A 25289-nucleotide genomic window follows, 5' to 3' on the forward strand; every position below is an offset into this window, starting at 1 on the left:
GCGCAGCCCCGCGCGGTCCAGCGTCCTACTGCCCGCGAGACGGGTGAGCGCGGCCAGGCCGACGCCCATGACGTCGCGTTTCCGCCGCGGTGTTCCGTTGAGCGCTGCCACGTCGCACTCCCCTCAAACCGTTACCTACTCGCGAGTAGGTTAGCACGGGTCAGGACGTGGTGCCGAGGAGCTTCGTGCGCAGGGGGCCGAACCGGAGACGTTCGAAGGTGACCACACCCAGGCACGCGGCCAGCACCGCGGCCAGTGCCGCCGCGGCGGGCACCAGGCCCAGCAGCGGGGTCGCCACCAGCAGGAGCGCCGCAGAGACCAGCCGTTGGACGTTCCAGCGACCCAGGTTCCGCCTGCGGATGGCGGACAGCGTCCCGAGATACAGCGCGGTTCCGCCGGTCAACGCCCACAACGGCATTCCGTGCAGCGGATCCCGCAGCAGGTAGTGCGCGGTGTCGGCCACGTGGAGCAGCACCTTCTTGAGGCCCAGCGCGACCAGCATGACGCCCGCGATCAGCGGCAGGTGGAGATAGGTGTAGGTGTCGGTGGCCAGCTTGGCCCGCTCCGCGCCCTGTGCCGAGGCGAGCCGGTGCTCCGACGAATGCGCCACCACGTCGAAGTACAGCCACCACAGGCTCACCGCGACGCCGAGCCCGCAGAGGGCGGTGACCACGATGGGCCAGGTCAGCGGGAGGTGGGAGATGCCGATTCCGATCGACACGATCGACTCGCCCAGCGCGATCATCACGATCAGCCCGAAGCGCTCCGCGAAGTGGCCGGGCGCGCTGATCCGCCAGCCCTTGGAACCGCTGAGGTAGACGCCGGTGTAGTCGACCACGAGGCCGAGTACCCACAGTCCCAGCTGCACGGCTCCGGAAGTGAACGCGCCCACCGCGAGCACCCCCGTGCCGGCCAGCATCGACGGGGCCACCTGGACGAGTACGCGCCGCAGGGCCGGGTCGGCTCGGGCGGCCTCGTAGTAGGCGAGCAGATGAAGCACGCGCACCAGCAGATAGCAGCCGAGGAACAGCAGCGGCGTGAACAGCCCGCCCGGCGCGTCGGTGAACGCTTCGGGAATGGCCAGTGACACCACGAACATCGCGGCCATCGCGGCCAGCATCGCGAACCGTGCGACCCCGCGGTCGGCGTGCACGGTGTTGCCCAGCCAGGTGTAGCTGCACCAGCACCACCACAGCACGGCCAGCATGGCCAGGCCCTGGCCGAGGCCGAGCAGGGTGGGGTTGTCGGACATGAGCTGGGTCGTCTGGGTGATCGCGTAGACGAAGACGAGGTCGAAGAACAGTTCCAGGGTGGTGACCCGGTGCTGCTCGTCTTCGGTCACCAGATGCAGGAGTCGCTCGGCGGGCATGCGTGCATCTTGCCCCGAAAGATCATCAGCGGAGGCCGAGAACCGCCTTGAGCAGGATGACGAGTTCGCCCGGCAGGTTCGGCCGCGCGTTCACGCGCCGCGTGCGGGCGAGGTCGTTGGCGATGGTGAGCGCCGCGTGCACGGTGATCCTGGCTTCGCGCGCGTTGAGTTCGGGATGGGCGGCCATCAGCAGGTTCACCCACTGTGCCACGTAGTCCCGTTGGATGCGCACCAGCTCCGCGCGATCGGCCTCGGCGAGGTTGACCCCGTCGATCGAGAACGACACCATCAGCTCCACGGAGCCGGTGAGGACGTGCACGTACGACTCCACCAGCCGCCCGAGCGCCTCCGCCTCGTCGCTGCTGGTGCGCAGCACCCGCTCGACGTCCAGCGCCAGCCGGTCGGCGGCGCGGCGGCCGATCGCGTACATCAGGCTCGCCTTGCTGGGGAAGTGCCGGTAGACGCTGGGACCGGCGATCCCGGCCGCGGCGCCGATGTCCTCCATGCTCACCGCGTGGAAGCCGCGGCTGCGGAACAGTTCGGCGGCGGCGGACAGCAGCTGTTCACGGCGGCTCGGGGAGCCGATCCCGGTCTCGGCGGGAGCGGGCCCCGTCCCGGTCTCCCGGGGGAGGTCCGCGTGCAGCACGCGCTTGGCCAGCTCGACCAGGAGCGGGACGAACCGGCGTTTCGCCACCGCCGTGCGGTGCACCGAGACGCTGCCGAACACGCTCAGCGCGGCCCAGCACAGCAGTTCGGCGTCGGCGGCGGTCAGCCCGGGCCGCACTTCCAGCAGCACCTTCGCCCACGCGGCCAGGATGGTGCCCGATCGCTTCCCGATCTCGCGCTGGTCCTCGGGCGACAGGTGCCTGCCTTCCCAGCGCCACAGCGCGGCGACGTCGCGGCGCTCCACCGAGGCCGAGGCGATCCGGCTGAGCAGCTCGTCGACCTGCTCACCGCTCGGGCTCCCGAGCGTGGACAGCGCGGCGGTGGTCTCGGCCTCCATGTCGCGCACCGAGGACAGCAGCACGTAGGAGAGCACGGCCTGCTTGTCGGCGAAATGCCGGTACAGGGCGGGCCCGGTGATGCCGGCGGCGGCCGCGATGTCGTTGATGCCCACCCCGTGGTAGCCGCGGGCGCGGAACAGCTCGGCCGCCACGGCGGCCAGCTGGTGGCGGCGCTCGCCGGGTCGGCGACTTCGGGAGGGTTGCATAGTGAGCCTACTCTAGCGCTGGTGAATCGACACGCAACCGGTTGACACCAGGGCAGATACCGGGATTATGTTAGTGAGGATTAGCGTCACCCAGAGTCATCTGAGCGCAATTGAGGAAGGGCCGTCGGTGTGAGCAACGAGGCATACATCTACGAGGCGATCCGCACGCCTCGTGGCAAGAACAAGGGCGGGTCCCTGCACGGGACCAAGCCGATCGACCTGGTGGTCGGTCTGATCAACGAGCTCAAGGCGCGCCACCCGGGCCTGGACCCGGCGTTGGTCCACGACATCATCCTGGGCGTGGTGTCCCCGGTCGGGGACCAGGGCGCGGACATCGCGCGCGGCGCGGCCATCGCGGCGGGCCTGCCCGACACGGTCGCCGGGGTGCAGCTCAACCGCTTCTGCTCGTCCGGCCTTGAGGCGGTCAACCAGGCGGCGGCGCGGGTGCGTTCCGGCTGGGAGAACCTGATCATCGCCGGTGGTGTCGAGTCGATGTCGCGCGTGCCGATGGGGGCCGACGGCGGGGCGATGTTCACCGACCCGGCCACCAACTACGACTCCTACTTCGTCCCGCAGGGCATCGGCGCCGACCTGATCGCCACCATGGAGGGCTTCTCCCGCGAGGACGTCGACCGCTTCGCGGTGCGCTCGCAGGAGCGGGCCGAGGCGGCCTGGTCCGGCGGCTACTTCGCCAAGTCCGTGGTGCCGGTGAAGGACATCAACGGCGTCACGATCCTCGACCACGACGAGCACCGCCGCCCCGGCACCACCGTGGAGGACCTGGCGAAGCTGAAGCCCGCCTTCGAGGGCATCGGCGAGTTCGGTGGCTTCGACGCCGTCGCGCTGCAGAAGTACCACTCGGTCGAGAAGATCAACCACGTGCACACCGGCGGCAACTCGTCCGGCATCGTGGACGGTGCCGCGCTGGTGCTGATCGGCAACGAGCAGGTCGGCAAGGACCTCGGACTGACCCCGCGGGCCCGCATCGTCGCGGCCGCGATCACCGGCGCCGACCCGACGATCATGCTGACCGGCCCGACGCCGGCCACCCGGAAGGTGCTCGACATCGCCGGGCTGACCACCGACGACATCGACCTCTTCGAACTCAACGAGGCCTTCGCCTCGGTGGTGCTGAAGTGGATGAAGGACCTCAAGCTGCCGGACGAGAAGGTCAACGTCAACGGCGGCGCGATCGCCATGGGCCACCCGCTCGGCGCCACCGGCGCGATGATCCTCGGCACCATGGTGGACGAGCTGGAGCGCCGGCAGGCCCGGCGCGCGCTGCTGTCGCTGTGCATCGGTGGCGGCATGGGTATCGGCACGATCATCGAGCGGGTGTGAGGAAAGACCAATGACCGAGACCAAGACCATCCGCTGGGAGTCCGACGCCGACGGCATCGTCGTGCTCACGCTGGACGACCCGAAGCAGTCGGCCAACACCATGAACGCCGACTTCCGCGAGTCCTTCGGGCAGATCGTGGACCGGCTGGAGTCCGAAAAGGACTCGATCACCGGTGTCGTGCTCACCTCCGCCAAGAAGACCTTCTTCGCGGGCGGTGACCTCAACGACCTGATCCAGGCGACGCCGGAGCACGCCGAAGAGATCACCAAGAGCACCAACGAGATGAAGTCGCAGCTTCGCCGTCTGGAGAAGCTGGGCAAGCCGGTGGTGTCGGCGATCAACGGCGCCGCGCTGGGCGGTGGCCTGGAGATCGCGCTGGCCACGCACCACCGCATCGTCGCCGACGTCCCGGGCACGGTGATCGGCCTGCCCGAGGTGACCCTGGGCCTGCTGCCCGGTGGTGGTGGCGTCGCCAGGACCGTGCGCCTGCTCGGCATCCAGAGCGCGGTGCTGAACGTGCTCGTGCAGGGCCAGCGGCACAAGCCCGCCAAGGCGCTGGAGCTGGGCCTCGTGCACGAGGTGGTGTCCAGTGTGGACGAGCTGCTGCCGAAGGCCAAGGAGTGGATCAAGGCCAACCCCGAGGCCGCGCAGCCGTGGGACGTCAAGGGCTACAAGATCCCCGGTGGCACCCCGTCCAGCCCGGCGTTCGCGGCGAACCTGCCCGCGTTCCCGGCCAACCTGCGCAAGCAGCTCAAGGGTGCCCCGATGCCCGCGCCGCGGGCCATCCTGGCCGCCGCGGTCGAGGGCGCGCAGGTCGACATCGACACCGCGACGCTGATCGAGACGCGGTACTTCGTCAGCCTGGTCACCGGCCAGGTCGCGAAGAACATGACGAAGGCGTTCTTCTTCGACCTGCAGCACATCAACTCGGGCGGCTCGCGTCCCCAAGGGTTCGAGAAGTTCAAGGCCACCAAGGTCGGTGTGCTCGGTGCGGGCATGATGGGCGCGGCGATCGCGTACGTCAGCGCCAAGGCCGGCATCGACGTGGTGCTCAAGGACGTCTCGCAGGAGAACGCCGAAAAGGGCAAGGGCTACGCGGTCAAGATCGAGGAGAAGGCCCTCTCCCGCGGCAAGACCACGAAGGAGAAGTCGGACGCGCTGCTCGCGCGGATCAAGCCGACCGCCGACCCCGAGGACTTCAAGGGCGTCGACTTCGTGATCGAAGCGGTGTTCGAGAGCCAGGAACTCAAGCACAAGGTGTTCGGCGAGATCGAGCACATCGTCAACCCGGACGCGGTGCTGGGCTCCAACACCTCGACCCTGCCGATCACCGGCCTGGCCGAGGGCGTCAAGCGGCAGGAAGACTTCATCGGCATCCACTTCTTCTCGCCGGTGGACAAGATGCCGCTGGTCGAGATCATCCGCGGGGAGAAGACCTCCGACGCCACGCTGGCGAAGGTCTTCGACTACACCCTGCAGATCCGCAAGACGCCGATCGTCGTCAACGACAGCCGCGGCTTCTTCACCTCGCGCGTCATCGGGACCTTCATCAACGAGGCCATCGCCGCCGTCGGTGAGGGTGTCGAGCCCGCCTCGATCGAGCAGGCCGGTGCGCAGGCCGGGTACCCGGCTCCGCCGCTGCAGCTGATGGACGAGCTGACCCTGACCCTGCCGCGCAAGATCCGGCAGGAGACCCGGGCGGCGGTCGAGGCCGCCGGTGGCGAGTGGAAGACGCACGCCTCCGAGGCGGTCATCAACCGGATGATCGACGAGTTCGACCGCAAGGGCCGTTCCTCGGGCGCGGGCTTCTACGAGTACGTCGACGGCAAGCGGTCCCGGATCTGGCCGGGCCTGCGGGAGGCGTTCAACTCGGGCAGCGCTGCGGTTCCGTTCAAGGACCTGCAGGAGCGGATGCTGTTCGCCGAGGCGCTGGAAACCGTGAAGTGCTTCGACGAGGGCGTGCTCACCTCGGTGCAGGACGCCAACATCGGGTCGATCTTCGGCATCGGTTTCCCGGCCTGGACCGGCGGTGTCATCCAGTACATCAACCAGTACGAGGGTGGCCTGGCCGGGTTCGTGGCCCGCGCCCGCGAGCTGGCGGAGCGCTACGGTGACCACTTCACCCCGCCCGCTTCGCTGGTCGCGAAGGCCGAAGCCGGCGAAATCTACGAATAACCCCCGGCGCCGATAGGGCCGCGATAGGGCCGTGAGGGATCCCCTCACGGCCCTATTCGCCGTAAGGGCGCAGGCAGGAATGGGCGCCGTGAGGGGTCCCCTCACAGTCGAATCGACCGTGAGGGGACCCCGGGTTCTGGCAACCGGCAACCCACTTTTGCAGACCCCCACCCCCGGCCGGAGGGGCTGGGGCAAGCCGTGAAGGGCCCCTTCACAGTCAAATCGACTGTGAAGGGGCCCTTCACGGCCAACACTCACGACCGTGAGGGGCCCCCTCACGGCATCACAGCAGGGGCGGCACGATCGCGTCGATGAGGTGCGGACCGGGCTCGGCCAGGGCCCGCGAGAACTGCTCTGCCAGTTCTTCGGCCGTGGTCGCGCGGCTCGCCGGAACGCCCATGCCTTCGGCGATCTTCACGAAGTCCAGGTCCGGCCGGGACAGGTCGAGCAGCGCGTTCGCCTTGGGCCCCGAGCCCTCCGCGCCGACCCGCTGCAGTTCCATCCGCAGGATCGCGTAGGCCCGGTTGTTCAGCAGGACCGTGGTGACGTCGAGGTTCTCCCGCGCCTGGGTCCACAGTGCCGAGATCGTGTACAGCGCGCTGCCGTCGGCCTGCAGCGCGATCACCGGCCGGTCCGGAGCGGCGACGGCGGCACCGGTGGCGACCGGCAGGCCCTGCCCGATCGCGCCCCCGGTCAGCGTCAGCAGGTCGTGCCGCGGCGCCCCCGCCGTCGCCGCGGGCAGCAGCAGACCGGAGGTGTTGGCCTCGTCGGAGATGATCGCGTTCTCCGGCAGCAGGGCGCCGATCACCTCCACCCAGTTCTGCGCGGTCAGCGGGCCGGTGGGCAGCGCGGGCCGCTGCGGCTGCTGCAGTACCGGCTCGGTGTCCGCCGCGACCTCCGTGGCGAGCGCTTCGAGCGCGCCCGTGACGTCCTCCCCGAGTTCGGCGAGCACGTGCACCTGCGCACCCTCGGGCACCAGTTCGCTCGCCTTGCCGGGATAGGCGAAGAAGGACACCGGTGCCTTGGCTCCGGCCAGTACCAGGTGCCTGATCCCGTTCAACTGGTAGGTGGCCTGCTCGGCCAGGTACCCGAGCCGTTCGAAGGCGGGCAGGCCCGCGCCGCGCTCCAACCGGGCGGGGAAGGTCTCGATCAGCGTCTTGGCGCCGGTGGCGGTCACGATCCGGCTGAGCGCGAGCAGCCCGGCCTCGCGGCAGGCGGGGCCTCCGGCCAGCACCGCCACCGGTTCGCCGGTGCGCAGGATCTCGGCGACGGCCTTCACCGTCGTCGCCGCGACCGGGCGGGGGGCGCGCGGCGGGATCGGCGCGACCGGCACGCCCCCGTCGTTCCACGACAGGTCCGCGGGCAGGATCAGCGTCGCCACCCGGCCCGGGGCGTCCTGCGCCGCCGCGACCGCCGCCGCCGCGTCCGCGCCGAGGTCCGCGGTGCTGTCGCAGCGGCGCACCCAGCCGGTCAGGGAACCGGCCACGGCCTCGATATCGGATTCCAGCGGGGCGTCGTACCGCTTGTGATAGGTCGCGTGGTCGCCCACCACGTTGACGATCGGCGTGTGCGCGCGGCGCGCGTTGTGCAGGTTCGCCAGGCCGTTGCCGAGGCCGGGGCCCAGATGCAGGAGGGTGGCCGCCGGCTTTCCGGCGATCCGCGCGTACCCGTCGGCCGCACCCGTCACCACGCCCTCGAACAGCCCCAGCACGCCCCGCATCTCGGGCACCGAGTCGAGCGCGGCGACGAAATGCATTTCGGAGGTGCCGGGATTGCCGAAGCACACTTCGACCCCGGCGTCGGCCAGGGTGCGGATCAGCGACTGCGCGCCGTTCATTTCGCTCCTAAAGATCGATCTGGCAGTGGTTGGCCTGGCCGGTCTCCTCAGTCGAACAGGACGCCCGGGTTGAGGATGCCGGCCGGATCGAAGGCCTGCTTGAGGCGGCGCAGGAGGGCGAGCTTCGCCGGGTCCTCCAGTGCGAGGAAATGGTCCTTTTTGGCCTGTCCGATGCCGTGCTCGCCGGAGATCGCGCCCCCGGCCGCCATTCCGGCGGCGAAGATTTCGTGCAGCAGGCGGTGCCGCTTGTCCGGATCGGGGCAGAAGACGCCCAGGTGCACGTTGCCGTCCCCGGCGTGACCGCAGCCGACCACACCGGCTCCGGCGGCGGTGGCCAGTTCCCTGGCCCTGGCGAGAAAACCGGGCATTTCGGAGCGTGGCACCACCACGTCGACGACGTCGTCGGCGCCCGCGGCCTTCGCGGTCCAGAACGCCTTCTCCCGCGCTTCGATGAGCTTGCGGGCCGAGCCGCCGTCGAGCACGTAGACGTCGGTCGCGCCGAGTTCGCCGAGGAGTTCACCGGCCCGCTCGACGTCCCCGTCGAGACGTTCGCCGTCCCGGTTTTCCAGTCCCACCACCAGATAGGCCTGCGTGCGGTCGCGGATCTCGTCGGGCACGCCGAGGGAGAGCTGCTCGGTGTAGGTGATCGCGGCCATGGTCAGGTTGTCGATGTACTCGAGGATGTTCGGGGTGAGCCCGGCGGCGAGGATGCGCGGCACCGCCCGCATCACCTCGTCGAGGTCGGTGAACGGGGCGAGCAGGGTGGCGGCGTGGGCCAGCCTCGGGTGGAGTTTGACGGTCACCTCGGTCACCAGCGCGAGGGTGCCCTCCGAGCCGATGATCAGCTGGGTGAGGTCGTAGCCGCTGGAGATCTTGGCGTTCTTCCCGCCGGTGCGGATGATTTCGCCGCTGGGGAGCACCGCTTCGAGACCGAGGACGTTGTTGCGGGTGACGCCGTACTTCACCGCGCGCATCCCGCCCGCGTTGGTGCCGACGTTGCCGCCGACGCTGGCGCTGAGCTCTCCGGGGTAGACGGTGTAGGCGAGGCCGGTCCCGGCGGTGCGCTCGTCCAGTTCGGCCAGGGTGACCCCGGGCTGCACCACGGCGACCTGGTTCGCGGTGTCGATTTCGAGGACGGCGTTCATTCGCTCGAAGGAGATCAGCAGCCCGTCTTCGCGCGGGCGGGCGGCCCCGGACAGGCCGCTGCCCGAGCCGCGCGCGGTGACCGGAACGCCGAGTTCGGTCGCGGTGGACAGGAGTGCGGCGACTTCGGCCGCGGTGCCGGGTTTGGCCACGGAGGCCGGTTTCCGCGGCGGGCAGGTGAGGCATTCGTCGTGACCGTAGTCCTCGTTCACCTCGGTGCCGCTGAGCAGGTTCGCGGTGCCGACGATCTCGGCGAACCGTGCCGTGACCTCCGGCATGACCTCGGCCATGACGTGCCACCCGCCTCTCTGGTGCCTGCGCTTGCCCTCGTCGGCAGCGTAGTACGGCACCTTACCCGGCGGTTTATGAAGATGTTTCACGTAGCGGGGAAGCCCCCCCGCACGGCGAGCGGGGCCGGTCCGCGCCAACGTACCGGCCCCGCCCTACCGCTTCAGGCTGTGCGCACCGATCAGACCAGCCAGCCCACGAAGTGGGCCAGCGACGCCAGGACGTTCGTCAGAATGTCGTGGCAGTAGTGGAAGTGCGTGGCAAACGCCTGCATGTGAGGGGCTCCTTAACGGATGGGAATATCATGCCTTGCTTTCGAAAGCGAGGCGAAGATTTCCATCCTTCCGCCCTGGTTGTCAATGCGCCCAAGGAAGTGTTGGCGCACGGCCAAGCGAAAGCTGAAATCCCTTCAGTCTAAACACGTGACCCTTTCGGGTTTTTCCGAGGGGTATCCCTCGATCCGGTGTGGACACGGAGTAGTGCCCCTCGGCGACCGCGAAGTGCGACAATGGTGATCTTGATGCGGCATTCGGGCCGCACGTCCTCTCGAAAGAGTGAAGATCGCGCCACGTTTGGTTACTCTGCAGAGATCACGCGATTGGGTGACGGAAGGGGCTGTCAGGTGCCCTCCCGGGGAACGGTCTCACTCGCGCGGGCGAAGGAGAGGGTCTCGCCCTCGACCCCGCGAAGCCAGAGGTCCTGGGCGGCGGCCGCCATTTCCGGCAGGCCTTCCACGATCGTGGCGAAAACATTTCCGGGAACCCAGCCCGCGTCGCCGTTGATGAGCAGATTGTTCCGGCCGTAGAAAATGGCGAGATCGGTCGCGCCACCGGTGCCGTGCGCGGTACTCGTTTCCTCGTATCCGTAGGCCGGATTTCCGATTTCCCACGCTTCGAATCCGAAGTAGACCACGTCGCCGGGGATGGGGGTGACGGTCGGGTTCTCCCGGCCGGGCGCCGGGTCGGCGAACGGGGGCACGAGCGTGTACACCTCGTTGCGGGCGTACTTCGCGTGATACGCCGAGCCGCTCTGCGGCAGCGCGTCCCAGACCGCCTGGCAGGTGCGGGGCGCGTCCCGGTCCAGCAGGACCGCCCGGCAGGAAACCCCGCGCTTGTCGAGGCTGATGGTGAGGTACCGAGCCATGACGGAAGTCCTTTCAGGGGCCGTATGGAAGTGGTTTGCGTGGCGGTGCGGGTGGCGGAACCTGACGCGGTCCCTCGCTGTGGGATCTCCTCCTCATGAATGTCAATTCACCACGTCGGAGCTTTCCTCGCGAGGAACCACGTCAGAACCCGCGCCGGTGCAAGCTGACAGCCCACCGCAAGCGGCTCCGCCGCTTAGGAAACAGCCCTAGCTTGTCGGGTTTCCCGTCACGGCGGCGACGGTCTCGCTCCACAGGCCCAGTGCCTCGTCCACCTGTTCGGCGGTGACCACCAGTGGCGGGATCATCCGGACGACGTTGGAGTACGCGCCGCAGGTCAGCATCAGCAGGCCGCGCCGGGCCGCCTCCTGCTGCGCGGCCTGCGCCAGTGCGGTGGCAGGCTCGCCGTCCGCGGTGGTGAACTCGGAGCCGACCATCAGGCCCAGACCGCGGACGTCGCCGATCTCCGGGGTCTTGTCGCCGATCAGGCGGGCGCCTTCGAGCAGTTGCCCGCCTCGCGCTGCCGCGTTGGCGACGAGATCCTCCTCCTCGATCACGTCGAGCGTGGCCAGTGCCGCCGCGCACGAAACCGCGTTGCCGCCGTAGGTCCCGCCCTGGGAGCCGGGGAAGGCCTTCGCCATCAGCTCGGCCGAGGCGGCGATGCCGGACAGCGGGAACCCGCTGGCCAGGCCCTTCGCGATGAGCACGACGTCGGGGTGGACGCCGAAATGCCGGTGCCCCCAGTACTTCCCGGTGCGGCCGAAGCCCGTCTGGATCTCGTCCACCACGAGCAGGATCCCGTGCCGGTCGGCCCGTTCCCGCAGCCCGGTCAGGAACTCGGTGTTCGCGGGGACGTAGCCGCCCTCGCCGAGGACCGGCTCGACGAAGAAGGCGGCGGTCTCGCCGGGTGCGCTGACCGTCGCGAAGAGATAGTCGAGTTCCCGCAGTGCGAAGCGTGTCGCGGTCTGCTCGTCCCAGCCGTAGTGGTAGGCGTACGGGAACGGGGCCACGTGCACGCCGCCCATCAGCGGCGAGAAGCCCGCGCTGAACCGGGTGCCCGAGGTGGTCATGGTCGCGGCGGCGACCGTGCGGCCGTGGAAACCACCCTGGAAGACGATCACGTTGGGGCGCCGGGTGGCCTGGCGGGACAGCCGGAGGGCGGCTTCGACCGCCTCGCTGCCGGAGTTGGCGAAGAACAGCGAATCCAGTCCCGCGGGCAGTACCTCCCCGAGCCGTTCCACGAGTTCGAGGAGCGGCCGGTGCATCACCGTCGTGTACTGGCCGTGGATCAGCTTGCCGATCTGCTCCCGTGCCGCCGCGACCACCTTCGGGTGGCAGTGGCCGGTGCTGGTCACGCCGATGCCCGCGGTGAAGTCGAGATGACGGCGGCCCTCGACGTCGTAGAGACAGGCTCCTTCTCCGTGGTCGACGACAACGGGGGTGGCTTGCTTGAGTAGAGGGGAGAGCTGGGCCATCGAAGCGGCTCCTCGTTGTAGATTGTTGACAATATGCATAGCATGGCCCGGGAAACGGCGCAAACAGCGGGAGGAAGCGTGACCGAGACCAGCGTGGTCGAAGGCGTGGACAAGGAGTTGTTCATCGGGGGCAAGTGGGTCGCCGCGACCGGCGGGCGCACCTTCCCGGTCACCGACCCCGCCACCGGGCAGGTGCTGTGCGAAGTCGCCGACGCGAGCCCCGCCGACGGGATGGCCGCGCTCGACGCGGCCGCCGCGGTACAGGCCTCATGGGCGGCCACCGCGCCCCGCGAGCGCAGCGAAATCCTGCGCCGCGCCTACGAACTGCTCAACGCGCGCACCGAGGAACTCGCGCTGCTGATGACACTGGAGATGGGCAAGCCGCTGCCCGAGGCGCGGGGCGAAATCGCCTACGCGGCCGAGTTCTTCCGCTGGTTTTCGGAAGAGGCCGTCCGCATCGACGGCGGCTACCAGGTCGCGCCCAACGGCCAGGGCCGGTTCCTGGTCACCAGGCAGCCGGTCGGGGTGACCCTGCTGATCACACCGTGGAACTTCCCGATGGCCATGGGCGGCCGCAAGATCGGCCCGGCGATCGCGGCGGGCTGCACCATGGTGATCAAGCCCGCCGAGCAGACCCCGCTGTCCATGCTCGCGCTGGCCGCGATCCTCGCCGAGGCCGGACTGCCCGCGGGGGTGCTCAACGTCGTGACCACCACCGACCCGGGCGGCGTGATGGAGCCGCTCATCCGCGACGGCCGGGCCCGCAAGCTGTCCTTCACCGGTTCCACCGCCGTCGGGCGCAGACTGCTGGAACAGTGCGCGGACAAGGTGCTGCGCACCTCGATGGAACTCGGCGGCAACGCGCCGTTCCTGGTGTTCGACGACGCCGACCTCGACGCCGCGGTGGAAGGGGCGATGCTGGCCAAGATGCGCAACATCGGCGAGGCCTGCACCGCGGCGAACCGGTTCTACGTGCAGCGCGGGGTGGCCGGCGAGTTCGCGCGGCGGCTCACCGAGCGGATGGCCGCGCTGCCGATGGGCCGGGGGACAGAACCGGGTGTCGTGGTGGGCCCGCTGATCGATGCCGGCGCCGTGGCGAAGGTGTCGGCACTGGTTCAGGACGCGGCGAACCGCGGCGCGAAGGTCCTCACCGGAGGGTCCACAGTGGATGGTCCGGGGCATTTCTACCGCGCCACCGTGCTCACCGACGTCCCGCGCGACGCCCGCATGGCCACCGAGGAGATCTTCGGCCCGGTCGCGCCGATCACCGTGTTCGACACCGAAGACGAGGCCGTCGAGGCCGCCAACGACACCGAATTCGGGCTGGTGAGCTACGTGTTCACCAATGATCTCAAGCGCGCGCTGCGCGTGTCGGAACGCCTGGAGTCCGGGATGGTCGGGCTGAACCAGGGCATCGTGTCCAACCCGGCCGCACCCTTCGGCGGGGTCAAGCAGTCGGGGCTGGGCCGCGAGGGCGGCAGCGTGGGCATCGACGAGTTCCTCGAGATCAAGTACATCGCGGTGGCACTGTGACCGCCGCGGTGGACGTGCCCCAGCGGGACTACCGCATCGCGAGCATCCCCGGTGACGGCATCGGCGTCGAGGTCGTCACCGAGGCACGCAAGGTGCTCGACCGGGCCGCGGCGCGGTACGGATTCGGTCTGGAGTGGACGAGGTTCGACTGGAGCTGCGAGCGCTACTCCCGGACCGGCACGATGATGCCCGAGGACGGCGTCGAGCGGCTTTCGGTGTTCGATGCGATCTTCCTCGGCGCGGTGGGCTTTCCCGGGGTGCCCGACCATGTTTCCCTGTGGGGCCTGCTGATCCCGGTCCGCCGGGCCTTCGCGCAGTACGTGAACCTTCGCCCGGTGCGGCTGCTGCCCGGGACGTCTTCGGTGCTCAGGGACCGGACCGCCGCGGAGCTGGACATGGTCATCGTCCGGGAGAACTCCGAAGGGGAGTACTCCGAACTGGGCGGCAGGCACGGTTCCGGGCATCCGGGGGAGTTCGCGCTGCAGGAATCGGTGTTCACCAGGGTCGGGGTGGAGCGGATCATCCGCTACGCCTTCGACCTGGCCGGGAGCCGCTTGGGCAGGCTGGTGTCGGCGACGAAGTCCAACGGCATCATCCACACGATGCCGTTCTGGGACGAGATCTTCGCCGAGGTCGCCGCGGACTACCCGGAGGTCGCCGCCGAGCAGTGCCACATCGACGCGCTCGCGGCGCGCATGGTGCAGCACCCCGAGCGGATCGACGTCGTAGTGGGCTCGAACCTGTTCGGCGACATCCTCAGCGACCTCGCCGCGGCGATCACCGGCGGCCTGGGCATGGCGCCGTCGGGCAACCTCAACCCGCCGGGCGAGTACCCGTCGATGTTCGAGGCGGTACACGGCAGCGCACCGGACATCGCGGGGAAGGGCATCGCCAACCCGGTCGCGCAGATCCTGGCCGGGGCGATGATGCTGGAGCACCTCGGGGAGCACGCCGCGGCGCGGGCCGTGTCCGGGGCGGTGGAGACGGTCCTCGCCGCCGGGGAGGCCGCCACCCCCGACCTCGGCGGCCACGCCACCACCGCCGGACTCGGCACCGCCATCGCCGACGCCGTCGGCTGACTCCAGGCCGGTTTCGCCGCCGCTCCCCGACCGCTCAGGCCAGGCGCTCGGGGAGCGGGGCGAGCGTGTAGTTGTTCCAGACGTAGCTGTCCATCTGGTGCTGGTCGGCGGAGAGGTTGACCACCCGGTCGATCTTGCCCTCGGCGTTGAAGTGCCACACCAGCGCCCACAGGGTGTCGACCTTGCCGACGCCTTCGGTGGTCCAGCCGCGGTGGATGTCGACCACGTACTCGTCGTTGGCCTCCAGGAACAGCGGATCGGCCTGGAAGCCGGCCTTTCCCAGCTCGGTGAAGAAGGCCGCGACCTCCTCCACGCCTCTCTTGGTGCCGGACAGCGGGTGGTGGCCAGGGATGGTCCACTCGACGTCCTCGGTCAGCACGGCCCGCATCGCCGGAAGGTCGTAGGTGGCGTAGGCGGCGAAGAACCTGGTGATGCTGTCGATCTTCGCGGTCTTGTCGCTCATGGGGTCCTGTCCTCGGGTCGTTGTTCCTGTTTGCGGGACCAATACTCGGTGACCTCCGCGGTAAGCGTCCAATACCTGTATCCATAACCTGGCGGCATGGACGTCGACACCCGGTTGCTGCGCTGTTTCACCGTCGTCGCCGAGGAAGGCCACCTGACCAGGGCGGCAGGGCGGTTGTTCGTGTCCCAGCCGGCGCTGACCAAGCAGATCAAGCAGCTGGAGAGCCAGCTGGGAGTCGCGCTGTTCACCCGCTCCCGGTCCGGCATGACCCTCACCGATGCCGGACGCAGCCTGGCCGAGCGGGCACCGGCAGTGCTGGAGGCATGGGATGTGGCGCTTCGCGAGGCCCGCAGTGTGTCCAGCCGGATCGCGCATGTGCTGCGGGTCGGGTTCGTGGCCAGCGCCGCCAACGAGAACACGCAGGCGATCGTGGGAACGTTTGCCCGCGGTCGTCCCGGCTGGCGGGTGGAGATGCGCCAGACCGACTGGGCCGATCCCACCGCGGGGCTGGCCGACGGACTGGTGGACGTCGCGCTGCTGAGACTGCCGTTCCCCGGACAGGACCGGCTGCGGGTGGAGGTTTTGCTCACCGAGCCGCGTTGGGTCGGTCTGCCCAGCGCGCACCCATTGGCCGAACTCGCCGAGATCCCGTTCCGGCGGTTGTGGGACGAGCCGTTCGTCGCCACCCCGCCGGAGTCGGGCTGGTGGCGTGACTACTGGCTGGCCACCGAGGAACGGGAGGGCCACGAGGTCCGCATCGGCGCGGTGGCCCGCAATCCGGACGAGTGGCTGGCGGCCATCGCCAACGGTTATGGCGTCAGCCTCACCCCAGCGGCCACCGCCCGCTTCTACCAGCGTCCCGGAGTGACCTACCGGCCCGTCACCGACGTCAGCCCCAGCCAGGTCGGGGTCGCGTGGGCAGCCGCCGACGACGACAACCAGGTCGTCGGAGATTTCGTCCGTGCCTGCCTTCTGCACCGCTCGTCGCCCTGAGCCGGGCATCGGCCCGCACCGACGGACGCGGCTCTACCCCTGGGGGAGGAGGGTGGTGCCGGGGGCGAGGCGGTGGAGTGCGTCCTCCATGTGGGCGGCGAGCAACGAGACGGCCGTTTCCTGGTCCCCGGACCGGATCGCCTCGGCGATCCGTTTGTGTTCGGTGACGCGCTCCTCCTCGCTGCTGTAGGTCGAGCGCAGCGCGGACAGGCACATGCGGGTCTCGATCAGCAGCGTGCGCGACATGCGGGCGAGGCGCTTGCTGCCCGACTCGGCCACCAGCACCTCGTGGAACCGCAGATCGGCCTCGGTCACCGCGGCGGGATCCTCGCCGCCGGCCGCGTCCGCCATCTCGCGCACCGTTTCGGCCAGCCGGTCGGCCGCCGCCTCCCGGTCGCCCCGCAGGACGCGGATCAGCGCGGCTCGTTCGACGGCGAGTCGCGCCGAATAGATGTCGTGGATGTCGTCCGGTTCGAGCTCGATCACGAACAGCCCGCGGTGGCGGATGCTGCGCAGCAGACCCTCCGAGACCAGCCGCTGCATCGCCTCCCGCAGCGGGCCGCGCGACACCTGGAACTGCGCGGCCAGATCGGTCTCGCCGAGCTGCGCGCCCGGCGGGAGCGAGCCGTTCATGATCGCCTCGCGCAACTGGCGCGCGATGATCGCGGCGGTGGATTCCCGGCTGACCGGTTCGATGGCGGCTAGCGGCTTCAAACTCATCGGAACAGTGTCCCCAGTTCGTCGGACTCGGGAGTTTCGCCCACGAGTCGCAGTCCTTCCCAGATGGTGACCTGATTGGCGGTGAGCACCGGCTTGCCGAGACGTTCCTCGATGGTGTTCACCACGCCCAGTGTGCGCATCGCGGTGTCGGGGATGAGCACCGCCTCCGCTGCCGGGTGGTCGTTGCCCACCGCGAGTGCGACGACGGCCTCCGGGGCGAGCCTGCCGACCTCGGCCGCGGTGTCGATGCCCTCGCTGGACATCGCGACGATCTCGATCCCCGCGGCGGCGAGGAAGGCCACGAACAGTTCCGCGACGTCGGCGGGGTAGCTCGCCGCGACGGCGACGCGCGTCAGCCCGAGGTGGGCCGCCGCGTTGGTGAAGGCGAACGACGTGCTCGACGCGGGCCTGCCCGCGGCCGCGGCCAGCTTGTCGACCTGGTCGCGGGCCCCGTCCCAGCGGTAGACGAAGCTGCCGCTGGTGCACGCCCACACCACCGCGTCCGGTTCGTGCCGGGCGTGCCGCGCGGCACCCTCGGCCAGCCGCCGCTCGCTGCCGAGGTCGAGCAGCTCGGGCACCGCGTGCAGGTCGGTGCCGTAGATGTGTTCCACGGGCAGCGAATACCGCCCGCCGAAGAGCGCTTCGGCGAACGGGTAGTCGTCTTCGGCCGCGTGGTCCGGGTAGATGAATCCGACGGTCGGCATGGCGCACCTCTTCACGGTCGGCTGGGGCACGGTCACGACACCTCGCGGAGCCACCTGCCAGGCCCGACGACCGGGAGCGCCATCCGGCGCAGGCAGGCCCACATGGTGAGCTGGTTGGCGGTCAGTACCGGCTTCCCCAGTGCCCTTTCGAGCGGCTCGATCAGGTCGTAGGTCGCCAGGTTGGTGCAGCTGACGAAGATCGCTTCGGCGTCGGGGTGGTCGGCGCTGATGATCCGCTCGGCGATGGTGCGGTAGCTGACCTTCCAGATCCCGTTGCCCAGCCCGAGGAACTCACTCGACAGCGTCTCCACGTCGAGTTCCGCCAGGAAGTCCCGGAGCCTGCCGGTGAGGTCCGCGTCGTAGGGCGTGATCACCGAAACCCGGTGCACGTCGAGCTGCTGCAGCACCTCGGCGAGCGCGCCGGAGGTGGTGACCGCCTCCGGCGCGCCCGCGTCGCAGATGGTCTTGCGCAGCGAGCGCTCGTAGTCGACGCCCTTGACGAAACTGCCGGAGGTGCACAGGTAGGCGACGACCTCGGGTTCGATGTGGAGCACGTCGCGGGTGGCGGCGGCGAGGTGGGCGCTGTTGCTCACCAGGCAGGCCATCTCCATGCTCACCGGAACCGGTTCGTACGGCGTGCGGGCGAGGTGCAGCGAGACCTCCGCCGGAACCCAGCGCCAGACCTCCCGGTCCAGCGCCATGTCGAACGGGGCGATCACCCCGATGCCCCGCTGCGCGAGCGGGCCGTCGAACGCGGAAAGATCCAAATCCAAGGCTTGGCTCCGAAGGTATGAAGGAATGCCTCCGGGGAGACCCCTCGGATTGTTGACAATCATACGACCGCCTCCTACCGTGTCAATGTGATCGGCACGGAAAGGCCGGTGCTGGCGGTGCTGTGTGGTGATCGGCAGCCCTCGTCGCTCCCAGCCATGCGGACCATCGAAACAACCGCCCTCGTCCGTTACACCGACGAAAAAGGTCTGGCGGACGCGCTGCGCGGAGCCGATGCGCTGTTCCTCTACGACTTCCTTTCCACCGCTCTCCGGCGCGCCTGGCCCGCGGCGGACCGGTTGCGCTGGGTGCATATCGCCAGTGCCGGGGTGGACCCGGTGATGTTTCCGGAACTGCGCGAAAGCGACGTCGTGCTCACCAATTCCCGGGGTGTCTTCGACGACTCGATCGCCGAATACATCCTCGGCGTGATCATCGCCTTCGCCAAGGACCTGCCGCGCTCCCTCGAACTGCAACGGCGGCACCGCTGGCAGCACCGGGAAACCGAGCGCGTGGCCGGTCGTCGCGCGCTCGTGGTGGGAACCGGCCCGATCGGCCGCGCGGTCGCGCGGATGCTGCGGGCCGTCGGCATGGCGGTCTCGGGCGCGGGACGGCGGGCCGCCGACGGTGATCCGGACTTCGGCGAGGTCCACGCCTCGGCCGAACTCGCGGCACACCTGCCCGGATACGACTACGTCATCGCGGTGGCGCCGCTGACCGAGCAGACCAAGGGGATGTTCGACGCGGCCGCGTTCGCGGCGATGGCCCCCGGCGCCCGGTTCGTCAACGTCGGGCGCGGGGAACTGGTGGTGACCGCCGACCTGATGGCGGGACTGCGGGCGGGCAGGCCCGCCGCGGCGGCCCTCGACGTCTTCGAAACCGAACCGCTGCCTTCGGACAGTCCGTTGTGGACCATGCCGAACGTGCTGATCTCCCCGCACATGTCGGGTGATTTCGCCGGCTGGCGCGACACGCTGGTCGAGGTGTTCGCGGAGAACTTCCGGCGCTGGCACAGTGGCGAGCCACTGCTCAACGTGGTGGACAAACAGCTGGGATACGTGCCGTCGGGGCAGTGACCAGGGGTACCGAGCCGGGCATTGAGGAGCATGATGACGAGCCTGTTGACGGCGAGCGAACTGGTCGCGGGGTACGCCAGCGGCGAGATCTCGCCGGTGGAAGCGACCGAGGCGGCCCTGCGGGCCATCGAAGAACGCGACGGCCGGTGCAACGCCTTCTGCCTTGTCGACCCGGAAGTCGCGCTGGCGGGCGCGAAGGCATCGGAAACCCGCTGGCGGGAAGGGCATCCGATCGGCTGGCTGGACGGCGTGCCCACCTCGATCAAGGACATGTTCCTGACCCAGGGCTGGCCGACCCTGCGGGGCTCGACCTGCGTCGACCCCGACCAGCCGTGGGAGGTGGACAGCCCGGTCACCGCGCGGCTCCGCGAAAACGGCCTGGTGCTGCTCGGCAAGACCACCACCCCCGAACTGGCCTGGAAGGGCGTCACGGACAGCCTGCTCACTGGGATCACGCGCAACCCGTGGAACCCGTCGCTGACCCCAGGCGGCTCCAGCGGCGGCAGCGCCGCGGCCGTCGCCGCCGCCATGGGTGAGCTGTCGGTCGGCACCGACGGCGGCGGTTCGGTGCGCATCCCCGCCGCCTTCTGCGGCATCGTCGGGCTCAAGCCGACGCACGGGCGCATCCCGCTGTACCCGGCGAGCCCGTTCGGCGCGCTGTCCCACGCCGGGCCGATGGCCCGTTCGGTGGACGACGTCGCACTGCTGCTCGACGTGCTGGCGCTGCCCGACTACCGGGACCCGGCCGCGCTGCCCCCGCCCGCCGCCTCCTACCGCGAGGCCGTCCGCCGCGACGTGCAGGGCCTGATCGCCGCCTTCTCCCCGGACCTCGGCTACGCGCGGGTCGATCCGGAGGTCGCCCAGGTGGTGCGCTCGGCCGTGAACGCACTGGGGGAAGCGGGCCTGCGCATCGAGGAGGCCGACCCCGGGTTCGGCGACCCCAAGGAAGCCTTCGACGTGCTGTGGTCCGCCGGGGCCGCGCAATGGCTCGACACCTTCCCTCCCGGCTGCGAGGAGAAGATCGACCCGGGCCTGCGGCGGGTCTGGGAACAGGGCAGGCGCCACTCGGCCGCGGACTACCTCCGGGCCACCGGTGAGCGGGCCGCGCTGGGCATCCTGATGGGAGAGTTCCACACGCGCTACGACGTGTTGATCACCCCGACCGTCGGCATCAAGCCCTTCGAGGCGGGCCACGAGGTGCCGCCGGGCAGCGACCTGGCCGGCTGGCCGGCGTGGACGCCGTTCACCTACCCGTTCAACATGACCCAGCAGCCCGCGATCAGCGTGCCCGCCGGGCTCACCGCGGACGGGCTCCCGGTCGGGCTGCAGATCGTCGGGCCCCGGCACTCCGACGACCTGGTCCTCGCGGTGGCGCGCCTGCTGGAGGAGGTCCGGCCCTGGCCCGCCTGCCCCATGGCTTCGGTGGCTTGAAAGCGTTAGCGCGACTGTCCCGTTTGGACTCTCGACTAGGGCGTGTTTCAAAAGCGGCGGAGCCGCTTGCAGTGGGCTGTCAACCGGCGCCGCCGCGGGTTCTCAGGCGGTTCCTGGGGAGGACAGCGCCGAGGTGGTGAATTGGCATTCATGAGGAGGCGATCCCGCAGCCAGGGACCGCCTGAGGTTCCGCCACCCGCACCGCCACGCAAACCACTTCGAAACAGTTCCTAGCTAGGCGACGGCGTGCTCCAGTTCGACGAGGGCGGTGTCGAGGTGCAGCAGGAGTCGCTGCAGGTGGGGGACGCTGCGGCGGCAGCCGGTGATGCCGAAGTCGAGGTGTTCGCCGTTGCTGGTGAGCGTGATGTTGAGGGCCTGCCCGTCCAGCAGCACCGAAGCCGGGTAGACGCCGTCGAGTTTCGCCCCGTTCCAGTACATCTGCTCGCGCGGGCCCGGCACGTTGGAGATCACCAGGTTGAACGGCGGCCGGGTGTGCGTGACCACCCCGGGCACGGTGGAGATGCCCAGTTGCGCGACGTTGATCCCGGACAGCAGCAGCGCCTGGACCGGCGTCAGCTCCCGGAAGATCCGCTTCGCCTCGCGCATCGACCGGTGGATGACGGCCAGCCGTTCCGCTGGGCTCGCCTTGTCGGTGCCCAGGTTCGCCAGCAGCGCACCGATCTGGTTACCCGTCGAGGCCGACTCGGCCTGCTTCCGCATCGACACCGGCACCATCGCGATCAGGGGCGCGTCCGGCAGTGCCCGCTGCTCGATCAGGTAGTCCCGCAGGGCACCGGCGCACATCGCGAGCACCACATCGTTGCGCGAGGTACCGGACCGGGTGGCGATGTCGCGCACCCTCGCCAGGGGCCACGACTGGGCGGCGAAGCGGCGGGCGCCGCCGATCGGCACGTTGAACATCGTCTTCGGCGCCTGCGCGGGCAGCGTCAGCGTGTTCTCCCGGAACGCCTCCCTTGCCACCTTCAACGCGGCCGGTGCCAGCCCGGCGACCTGCCCGATCGCGCTCCGCGCGGTGCCCAGCAGGTCCAGCGGGCGGCGCGGAGACCGTTCGCGGGGCGGGCGGGGAGTACCCCACGGCGGTATGCAGTCGACCTTGTCCGGATCGGTGGTCAGCGTGCTCTGCAGATGCCGCAGCGCCGCCACGCCGTCCAGCAGCGCGTGGTGGATCTTGCTGTACATCGCGAACCGGTTGTCCGGCAGGCCCTCCACCAGGTGGATCTCCCACAGCGGACGGTGCCGGTCCAGCAGGGTGCTGTGCCAGCGGGAGGTCAGCTCGAGCAGTTCGCGGATCCGGCCGGGCTGGGGCAGCGCCGAATGCCGGAAGTGGTAGTCGAGATCGACGTGCTCGTCGTGCGTCCACGCCACGTACCCGGCGGTGTTGACCGGAGAGGCCGGGCGGCGCCGGAACAGTTCGGGGACGTCGTCCTGTTTCAACAGGTCCTCGCGCAGCGTGCGCAGGTAGTGCTCGTCCGCGCCTTCGGGCTTGCGGAAGAGCTGGAGCCCGCCGACGTGCATCGGGTGCTCACGGCTTTCGACCAGCAGGAACATCGAGTCGGTGAAGGGCATCAGTGCCATCGGTGACGCCATTGGTGACCACCTCTCGTGCCAGCCGCCGGGGCCCGAGTCAGTCTAGTGGTAGTCGTACCCCGTGGGGTGACCTTTCATGCGAACGTATCCCGTGAGCTCCACAGTGGATCGTGTCAGCGCAGGCGGGAGCGGGCGGTGGGCGTCAGCCGAAGGTGACGCGGCGGCGCGCTCAGCCGCCCGTGCAGTTCGGGCAGGATGCCTGCCCGCCATCCGGGCGATTCGGCGAGCCGCCGCCGGTGTTCCTCGCGATGGGCGGCATCGGCGAACACGGTGAGCCAGAGGAACGTGTTCTCCCCGGTCCTCACCGGCAGGGCGGGGAAGGTGTTCGCCGCCCGTTCGGTCCGCAGGCAGGCGATCGGCGGGGCGCCGGTCGCCGCCAGTACCGGGTGGACCTTCTCCTCGAAGAAGCGGACGAAATCCTCGTCCACCGCGGCGCCGAGGTGGCACAGTGTGATCGTCACGCGGGAACCGGGCGGCGTGATCACCCCGATGGGCGGACGCCCGGCCCCGGGTAGTACCAGCGGACCGGGCCGCGAGGGCCGTAGCAGCAGGACGTCGCTCGAGTCCTTCATCGTGGCGTTGGCGGCCGACCGGTTGGCCTTCCAGGCGTCGCCGTGCAGGTAGAAGGCCGTGAGGGACTCCCGGCGCGCGGCCATGCTCGGGAAGCCGCGCAGCCACACGAACCGGTCAGGGTCGTCTTCGTCGCGGAACTGGCCGAGCACCGCCATCCCGGCACTTTCCTGCGGTTCGACCAGTTCACGGTCGAAGAGTTCGATGAGCTCGTCCCGTTTGCCCGGATGGAGGGTGTACTGCCGGAGTTCGACGACGTTCACGATGGTCACCCCGCGAGGATGCCGACCGGCGTCACCGGGGACGAGTGGCAGAACTGCCGCTGTGCGCAAAATTCGTGACATAGTCTGCGCTATGCGTACCGGCCCGGTGGCCCTGGCCCTGATCGACGACATGCCGCTGTTCGAACTGGCCATCGCGTTCGAGGTGTTCGGATCGGCCAGGCCCGACCTCGCCGATCCCTGGTACGAACTGTGGTCGTGCGCGGCGAACCCGGCAGGCACCCGGGGTGAGTTCGGCTGCAGGCACCCGGCCGATCGGGACCTCGGCGCACTGGCCGAGGCCCGCACCGTGGTCGTGCCCGCGCTGCCCTATGCCTGCGTCCAGTCGGACGAGCCGATCCCGGCGGAACTCGTCGAGGCGGTACGAGCGGCGAGTGAGGCCGGCGCTCGCATCGTTTCGCTGTGCACCGGTGCCTTCGTCCTTGCCGCCGCCGGTCTCCTGGACGGCAGGCGGGCGGCGACCCACTGGATGTACGCCGAGACGCTCACCGCCCGCCACCCGCGGGTGCGTGTGGACGCCTCGGTGCTCTACACCGACGACGGCGATGTCCTCACCAGCGCCGGGCGCAGCGCGGGCATCGACCTGTGCCTGCACGTGCTACGCGGCGATCTCGGCGCCCGGGTCGCCAACGAGGTGGCCCGCCGCATGGTGCTGCCCGCCCACCGCACCGGAGGACAGGCGCAGTACGTCGTGCGGACCGTCCCGGAACCGGGAAACGACGGACTGGGCCCCCTGCTGCAGTGGGCGATCGAGCATCTGGACCAGCCGCTGACCGTCGACGACCTGGCCTGCCGCGGCGCGATGGGGACCCGCACGCTGAACCGCCGGTTCCACGCGGCCACGGGCACCACCCCGTTGCGATGGCTGCGCACCCAGCGCCTGCTGCGCGCCCGGGACCTGCTGGAAACCACCGACCTGCCGGTTGACGCGGTCGGCAGGCGAAGCGGACTGGGCTCCGCGGCGAACCTGCGGCGCCACTTCGCCCTCCACTTCGGGGTGAGTCCGAGCGAGTACCGGCGTGCCTTCCGGGCCACCGGCGCCTGACCCGGCCTGTTCCTCCCGCCTCGCGGCACGCGGCGTGGCTAGGGTGGCGGGTATGGCTGTTCCGACGGACCCGGAAACGGGCGAGTTCGTGCGCTCGCCCAATCATTTCGCCGCCCGCATCACGGCCGACGGGCGGGACGGCTGGCCGGTGGAATCCGGCCGGTACCGGCTGGTGGTGAGCCGCGCCTGCCCGTGGGCCGGCCGGGGCCTGGTCGTGCGCCGCCTGCTCGGGCTGGAGCGGCACCTTTCGGTCGCCGTCGCCGATCCCATCCAGGACGAGCGGAGCTGGCGGTTCACCCTCGATCCGGGTGGCCGGGATCCCGTGCTGGGCATCGAATTCCTCGCCGAGGCCTATCGCGCCGCGGAACCGGATTACGACGGCGGGATCAGCGTCCCGGCGGTGGTCGACATCCCCAGCGGCAGGCTCGTCACCAACGATTTCCCGCAGATCACCCTCGACCTCGGCACCGAATGGACCGCCTATCACCGCGCCGGGGCTCCCGACCTGTATCCCGAAGAACACCGGGACGAGATCGACGAGATCAACCGGCTGGTCTACCGCGACGTGAACGCCGCCGTGTACGAGGCCGGGTTCGCCACGAAGCAGGCCGCATATGAGGCCGCTTACTCACGCCTCTTCTCGCGGCTCGACGAGTTGAGCGACCGGTTGTCGCGACAGCGTTATCTCGTCGGCGACACCATCACCGAGGCCGACATCCGCCTGTTCACCACGCTGGTCCGCTTCGACGCGGTCTACCACGGGCATTTCAAGTGCAACCGGCAGAAGCTCAGCGAGATGCCGGTGCTGTGGGCCTACGCGCGCGACCTGTTCCAGACCCCTGGTTTCGGTGACACCGTCGACTTCGACCACATCAAGCGGCACTACTACCAGGTGCACGAGCAGATCAACCCCAGCGGGATCGTGCCGAAGGGACCCCGGCTGAGGGACTGGGACAGCCCGCACGGCCGTGAGGAACTCGGCGGCCGTCCCTTCGGCGACGGCACCGCTCCGCCACCTCCGCCGCCCGAGGAGAC

The 25289-nt window shown here is 69.8% G+C and carries 21 protein-coding genes; 9 read left to right on the plus strand and 12 right to left on the minus strand.

All coding sequences use genetic code 11. From position 1 onward, the window contains the following. Positions 1-160: 160 nt before the first annotated feature. A complete protein-coding gene (locus FNH05_RS07490; RefSeq protein WP_144586599.1) occupies positions 161-1369 on the minus strand; it encodes a low temperature requirement protein A in 1209 nt (402 codons plus the stop codon). 25 nt (positions 1370-1394) lie between these two features. Next, positions 1395-2579: a TetR/AcrR family transcriptional regulator gene (locus tag FNH05_RS07495; protein WP_144586600.1), complete on the minus strand. Its 1185-nt coding sequence runs from the start codon at positions 2577-2579 to the stop codon at positions 1395-1397. Between the two features lie 129 nt (positions 2580-2708). Between FNH05_RS07495 and FNH05_RS07500 the strand changes: the two genes are divergently transcribed. Together FNH05_RS07500 and FNH05_RS07505 are read left to right on the plus strand one after the other, a co-directional pair. Further along, positions 2709-3920, plus strand: coding sequence for an acetyl-CoA C-acetyltransferase (locus tag FNH05_RS07500; protein WP_144586601.1), 1212 nt, complete (start codon positions 2709-2711; stop codon positions 3918-3920). A 10-nt stretch (positions 3921-3930) separates the two neighbouring features. Next, positions 3931-6096 carry a 3-hydroxyacyl-CoA dehydrogenase NAD-binding domain-containing protein gene (locus FNH05_RS07505; RefSeq protein WP_144586602.1) on the plus strand — a complete coding sequence of 722 codons (2166 nt, stop codon included), beginning with the start codon at positions 3931-3933 and terminating at the stop codon, positions 6094-6096. A gap of 283 nt (positions 6097-6379) precedes the next feature. On the opposite strand, the gene FNH05_RS07510 is transcribed toward FNH05_RS07505, so the two are convergent. The 4 genes from FNH05_RS07510 to FNH05_RS07525 form a co-directional block, all read right to left on the minus strand. Then, a complete protein-coding gene (locus tag FNH05_RS07510) occupies positions 6380-7933 on the minus strand; it encodes an acetolactate synthase large subunit (RefSeq protein WP_144586603.1) in 1554 nt (517 codons plus the stop codon). Between the two features lie 47 nt (positions 7934-7980). Continuing rightward, the gene (locus tag FNH05_RS07515) at positions 7981-9354 is read right to left on the minus strand and encodes an FAD-binding oxidoreductase (protein WP_144586616.1); all 1374 of its coding nucleotides are present in this window, start codon (positions 9352-9354) and stop codon (positions 7981-7983) included. Positions 9355-9982: 628 nt separating this feature from the next. After that, complete coding sequence (locus FNH05_RS07520; RefSeq protein ID WP_144586604.1) at positions 9983-10507, minus strand: DUF3830 family protein; 525 nt, start codon at positions 10505-10507, stop codon at positions 9983-9985. Positions 10508-10714: 207 nt separating this feature from the next. Beyond that, the gene (locus FNH05_RS07525) at positions 10715-11980 is read right to left on the minus strand and encodes an aspartate aminotransferase family protein (protein ID WP_144586605.1); all 1266 of its coding nucleotides are present in this window, start codon (positions 11978-11980) and stop codon (positions 10715-10717) included. Between the two features lie 42 nt (positions 11981-12022). Between FNH05_RS07525 and FNH05_RS07530 the strand changes: the two genes are divergently transcribed. Together FNH05_RS07530 and FNH05_RS07535 are read left to right on the plus strand one after the other, a co-directional pair. Further along, on the plus strand, positions 12023-13513 hold the full coding sequence (locus tag FNH05_RS07530) for an NAD-dependent succinate-semialdehyde dehydrogenase (RefSeq protein WP_144586606.1): 1491 nt from the start codon (positions 12023-12025) through the stop codon (positions 13511-13513). Next, on the plus strand, positions 13510-14592 hold the full coding sequence (locus FNH05_RS07535) for a tartrate dehydrogenase (RefSeq protein WP_425458423.1): 1083 nt from the start codon (positions 13510-13512) through the stop codon (positions 14590-14592). Before FNH05_RS07530 ends, FNH05_RS07535 begins: the two co-directional genes overlap by 4 nt. A gap of 34 nt (positions 14593-14626) precedes the next feature. Here the strand turns inward: FNH05_RS07535 and FNH05_RS07540 are convergent, their stop codons facing one another. Further along, positions 14627-15055 carry a nuclear transport factor 2 family protein gene (locus FNH05_RS07540; protein WP_144586607.1) on the minus strand — a complete coding sequence of 143 codons (429 nt, stop codon included), beginning with the start codon at positions 15053-15055 and terminating at the stop codon, positions 14627-14629. Between the two features lie 96 nt (positions 15056-15151). Between FNH05_RS07540 and FNH05_RS07545 the strand changes: the two genes are divergently transcribed. Continuing rightward, positions 15152-16048 (plus strand): LysR family transcriptional regulator, encoded by an 897-nt coding sequence (locus FNH05_RS07545; RefSeq protein ID WP_144586608.1) that lies wholly within the window; start codon positions 15152-15154, stop codon positions 16046-16048. 33 nt (positions 16049-16081) lie between these two features. Here the strand turns inward: FNH05_RS07545 and FNH05_RS07550 are convergent, their stop codons facing one another. From FNH05_RS07550 to FNH05_RS07560, 3 genes are read right to left on the minus strand one after another with little or no spacing between them, the layout of a single operon-like run. Next, positions 16082-16768, minus strand: a complete 687-nt coding sequence (locus tag FNH05_RS07550) for a GntR family transcriptional regulator (protein ID WP_144586609.1) — start codon at positions 16766-16768, stop codon at positions 16082-16084. Continuing rightward, positions 16765-17472, minus strand: a complete 708-nt coding sequence (locus tag FNH05_RS07555; protein ID WP_144586610.1) for a maleate cis-trans isomerase family protein — start codon at positions 17470-17472, stop codon at positions 16765-16767. Before FNH05_RS07555 ends, FNH05_RS07550 begins: the two co-directional genes overlap by 4 nt. A 32-nt stretch (positions 17473-17504) precedes the next feature. Beyond that, positions 17505-18245, minus strand: coding sequence for a maleate cis-trans isomerase family protein (locus FNH05_RS07560; protein WP_144586611.1), 741 nt, complete (start codon positions 18243-18245; stop codon positions 17505-17507). Between the two features lie 87 nt (positions 18246-18332). Here FNH05_RS07560 and FNH05_RS07565 point away from each other — a divergent pair, with 87 nt between their 5' ends. Together FNH05_RS07565 and FNH05_RS07570 are read left to right on the plus strand one after the other, a co-directional pair. Then, complete coding sequence (locus FNH05_RS07565; RefSeq protein ID WP_186382430.1) at positions 18333-19319, plus strand: D-2-hydroxyacid dehydrogenase; 987 nt, start codon at positions 18333-18335, stop codon at positions 19317-19319. A 30-nt stretch (positions 19320-19349) separates the two neighbouring features. After that, positions 19350-20750, plus strand: a complete 1401-nt coding sequence (locus tag FNH05_RS07570; RefSeq protein WP_144586612.1) for an amidase — start codon at positions 19350-19352, stop codon at positions 20748-20750. Positions 20751-20984: 234 nt separating this feature from the next. Here FNH05_RS07570 and FNH05_RS07575 read toward each other — a convergent pair whose 3' ends face one another. Both FNH05_RS07575 and FNH05_RS07580 read right to left on the minus strand, forming a co-directional pair. Then, positions 20985-22346 (minus strand): WS/DGAT/MGAT family O-acyltransferase, encoded by a 1362-nt coding sequence (locus FNH05_RS07575; protein ID WP_144586619.1) that lies wholly within the window; start codon positions 22344-22346, stop codon positions 20985-20987. A 125-nt stretch (positions 22347-22471) separates the two neighbouring features. Next, positions 22472-23200 (minus strand): NIPSNAP family protein, encoded by a 729-nt coding sequence (locus tag FNH05_RS07580; RefSeq protein WP_246127593.1) that lies wholly within the window; start codon positions 23198-23200, stop codon positions 22472-22474. A gap of 82 nt (positions 23201-23282) precedes the next feature. Here FNH05_RS07580 and FNH05_RS07585 point away from each other — a divergent pair, with 82 nt between their 5' ends. Continuing rightward, positions 23283-24254, plus strand: coding sequence for a helix-turn-helix domain-containing protein (locus tag FNH05_RS07585; protein WP_144586614.1), 972 nt, complete (start codon positions 23283-23285; stop codon positions 24252-24254). Positions 24255-24306: 52 nt separating this feature from the next. Continuing rightward, the coding region (locus FNH05_RS07590; protein ID WP_144586615.1) for a glutathione S-transferase family protein at positions 24307-25289 on the plus strand (983 nt) is incomplete at its 3' end.

The organism is Amycolatopsis rhizosphaerae, from assembly GCF_007713715.1.
Classification (GTDB): domain Bacteria; phylum Actinomycetota; class Actinomycetes; order Mycobacteriales; family Pseudonocardiaceae; genus Amycolatopsis_E; species Amycolatopsis_E rhizosphaerae.

Excerpts from the sequence above, each read along its gene's own strand:
- FNH05_RS07490 (WP_144586599.1), bottom strand. The coding sequence starts at position 1,369 with ATGCCCGCCGAGCGACTCCTGCATCTGGTGACCGAAGACGAGCAGCAC.
- FNH05_RS07495 (WP_144586600.1), bottom strand. The coding sequence starts at position 2,579 with ATGCAACCCTCCCGAAGTCGCCGACCCGGCGAGCGCCGCCACCAGCTG.
- FNH05_RS07505 (WP_144586602.1), top strand. The coding sequence starts at position 3,931 with ATGACCGAGACCAAGACCATCCGCTGGGAGTCCGACGCCGACGGCATC.
- FNH05_RS07510 (WP_144586603.1), bottom strand. The coding sequence starts at position 7,933 with ATGAACGGCGCGCAGTCGCTGATCCGCACCCTGGCCGACGCCGGGGTC.
- FNH05_RS07515 (WP_144586616.1), bottom strand. The coding sequence starts at position 9,354 with ATGCCGGAGGTCACGGCACGGTTCGCCGAGATCGTCGGCACCGCGAAC.
- FNH05_RS07520 (WP_144586604.1), bottom strand. The coding sequence starts at position 10,507 with ATGGCTCGGTACCTCACCATCAGCCTCGACAAGCGCGGGGTTTCCTGC.
- FNH05_RS07525 (WP_144586605.1), bottom strand. The coding sequence starts at position 11,980 with ATGGCCCAGCTCTCCCCTCTACTCAAGCAAGCCACCCCCGTTGTCGTC.
- FNH05_RS07530 (WP_144586606.1), top strand. The coding sequence starts at position 12,023 with ATGGCCCGGGAAACGGCGCAAACAGCGGGAGGAAGCGTGACCGAGACC.
- FNH05_RS07540 (WP_144586607.1), bottom strand. The coding sequence starts at position 15,055 with ATGAGCGACAAGACCGCGAAGATCGACAGCATCACCAGGTTCTTCGCC.
- FNH05_RS07545 (WP_144586608.1), top strand. The coding sequence starts at position 15,152 with ATGGACGTCGACACCCGGTTGCTGCGCTGTTTCACCGTCGTCGCCGAG.
- FNH05_RS07550 (WP_144586609.1), bottom strand. The coding sequence starts at position 16,768 with ATGAGTTTGAAGCCGCTAGCCGCCATCGAACCGGTCAGCCGGGAATCC.
- FNH05_RS07555 (WP_144586610.1), bottom strand. The coding sequence starts at position 17,472 with ATGCCGACCGTCGGATTCATCTACCCGGACCACGCGGCCGAAGACGAC.
- FNH05_RS07570 (WP_144586612.1), top strand. The coding sequence starts at position 19,350 with ATGATGACGAGCCTGTTGACGGCGAGCGAACTGGTCGCGGGGTACGCC.
- FNH05_RS07575 (WP_144586619.1), bottom strand. The coding sequence starts at position 22,346 with ATGGCACTGATGCCCTTCACCGACTCGATGTTCCTGCTGGTCGAAAGC.
- FNH05_RS07585 (WP_144586614.1), top strand. The coding sequence starts at position 23,283 with ATGCGTACCGGCCCGGTGGCCCTGGCCCTGATCGACGACATGCCGCTG.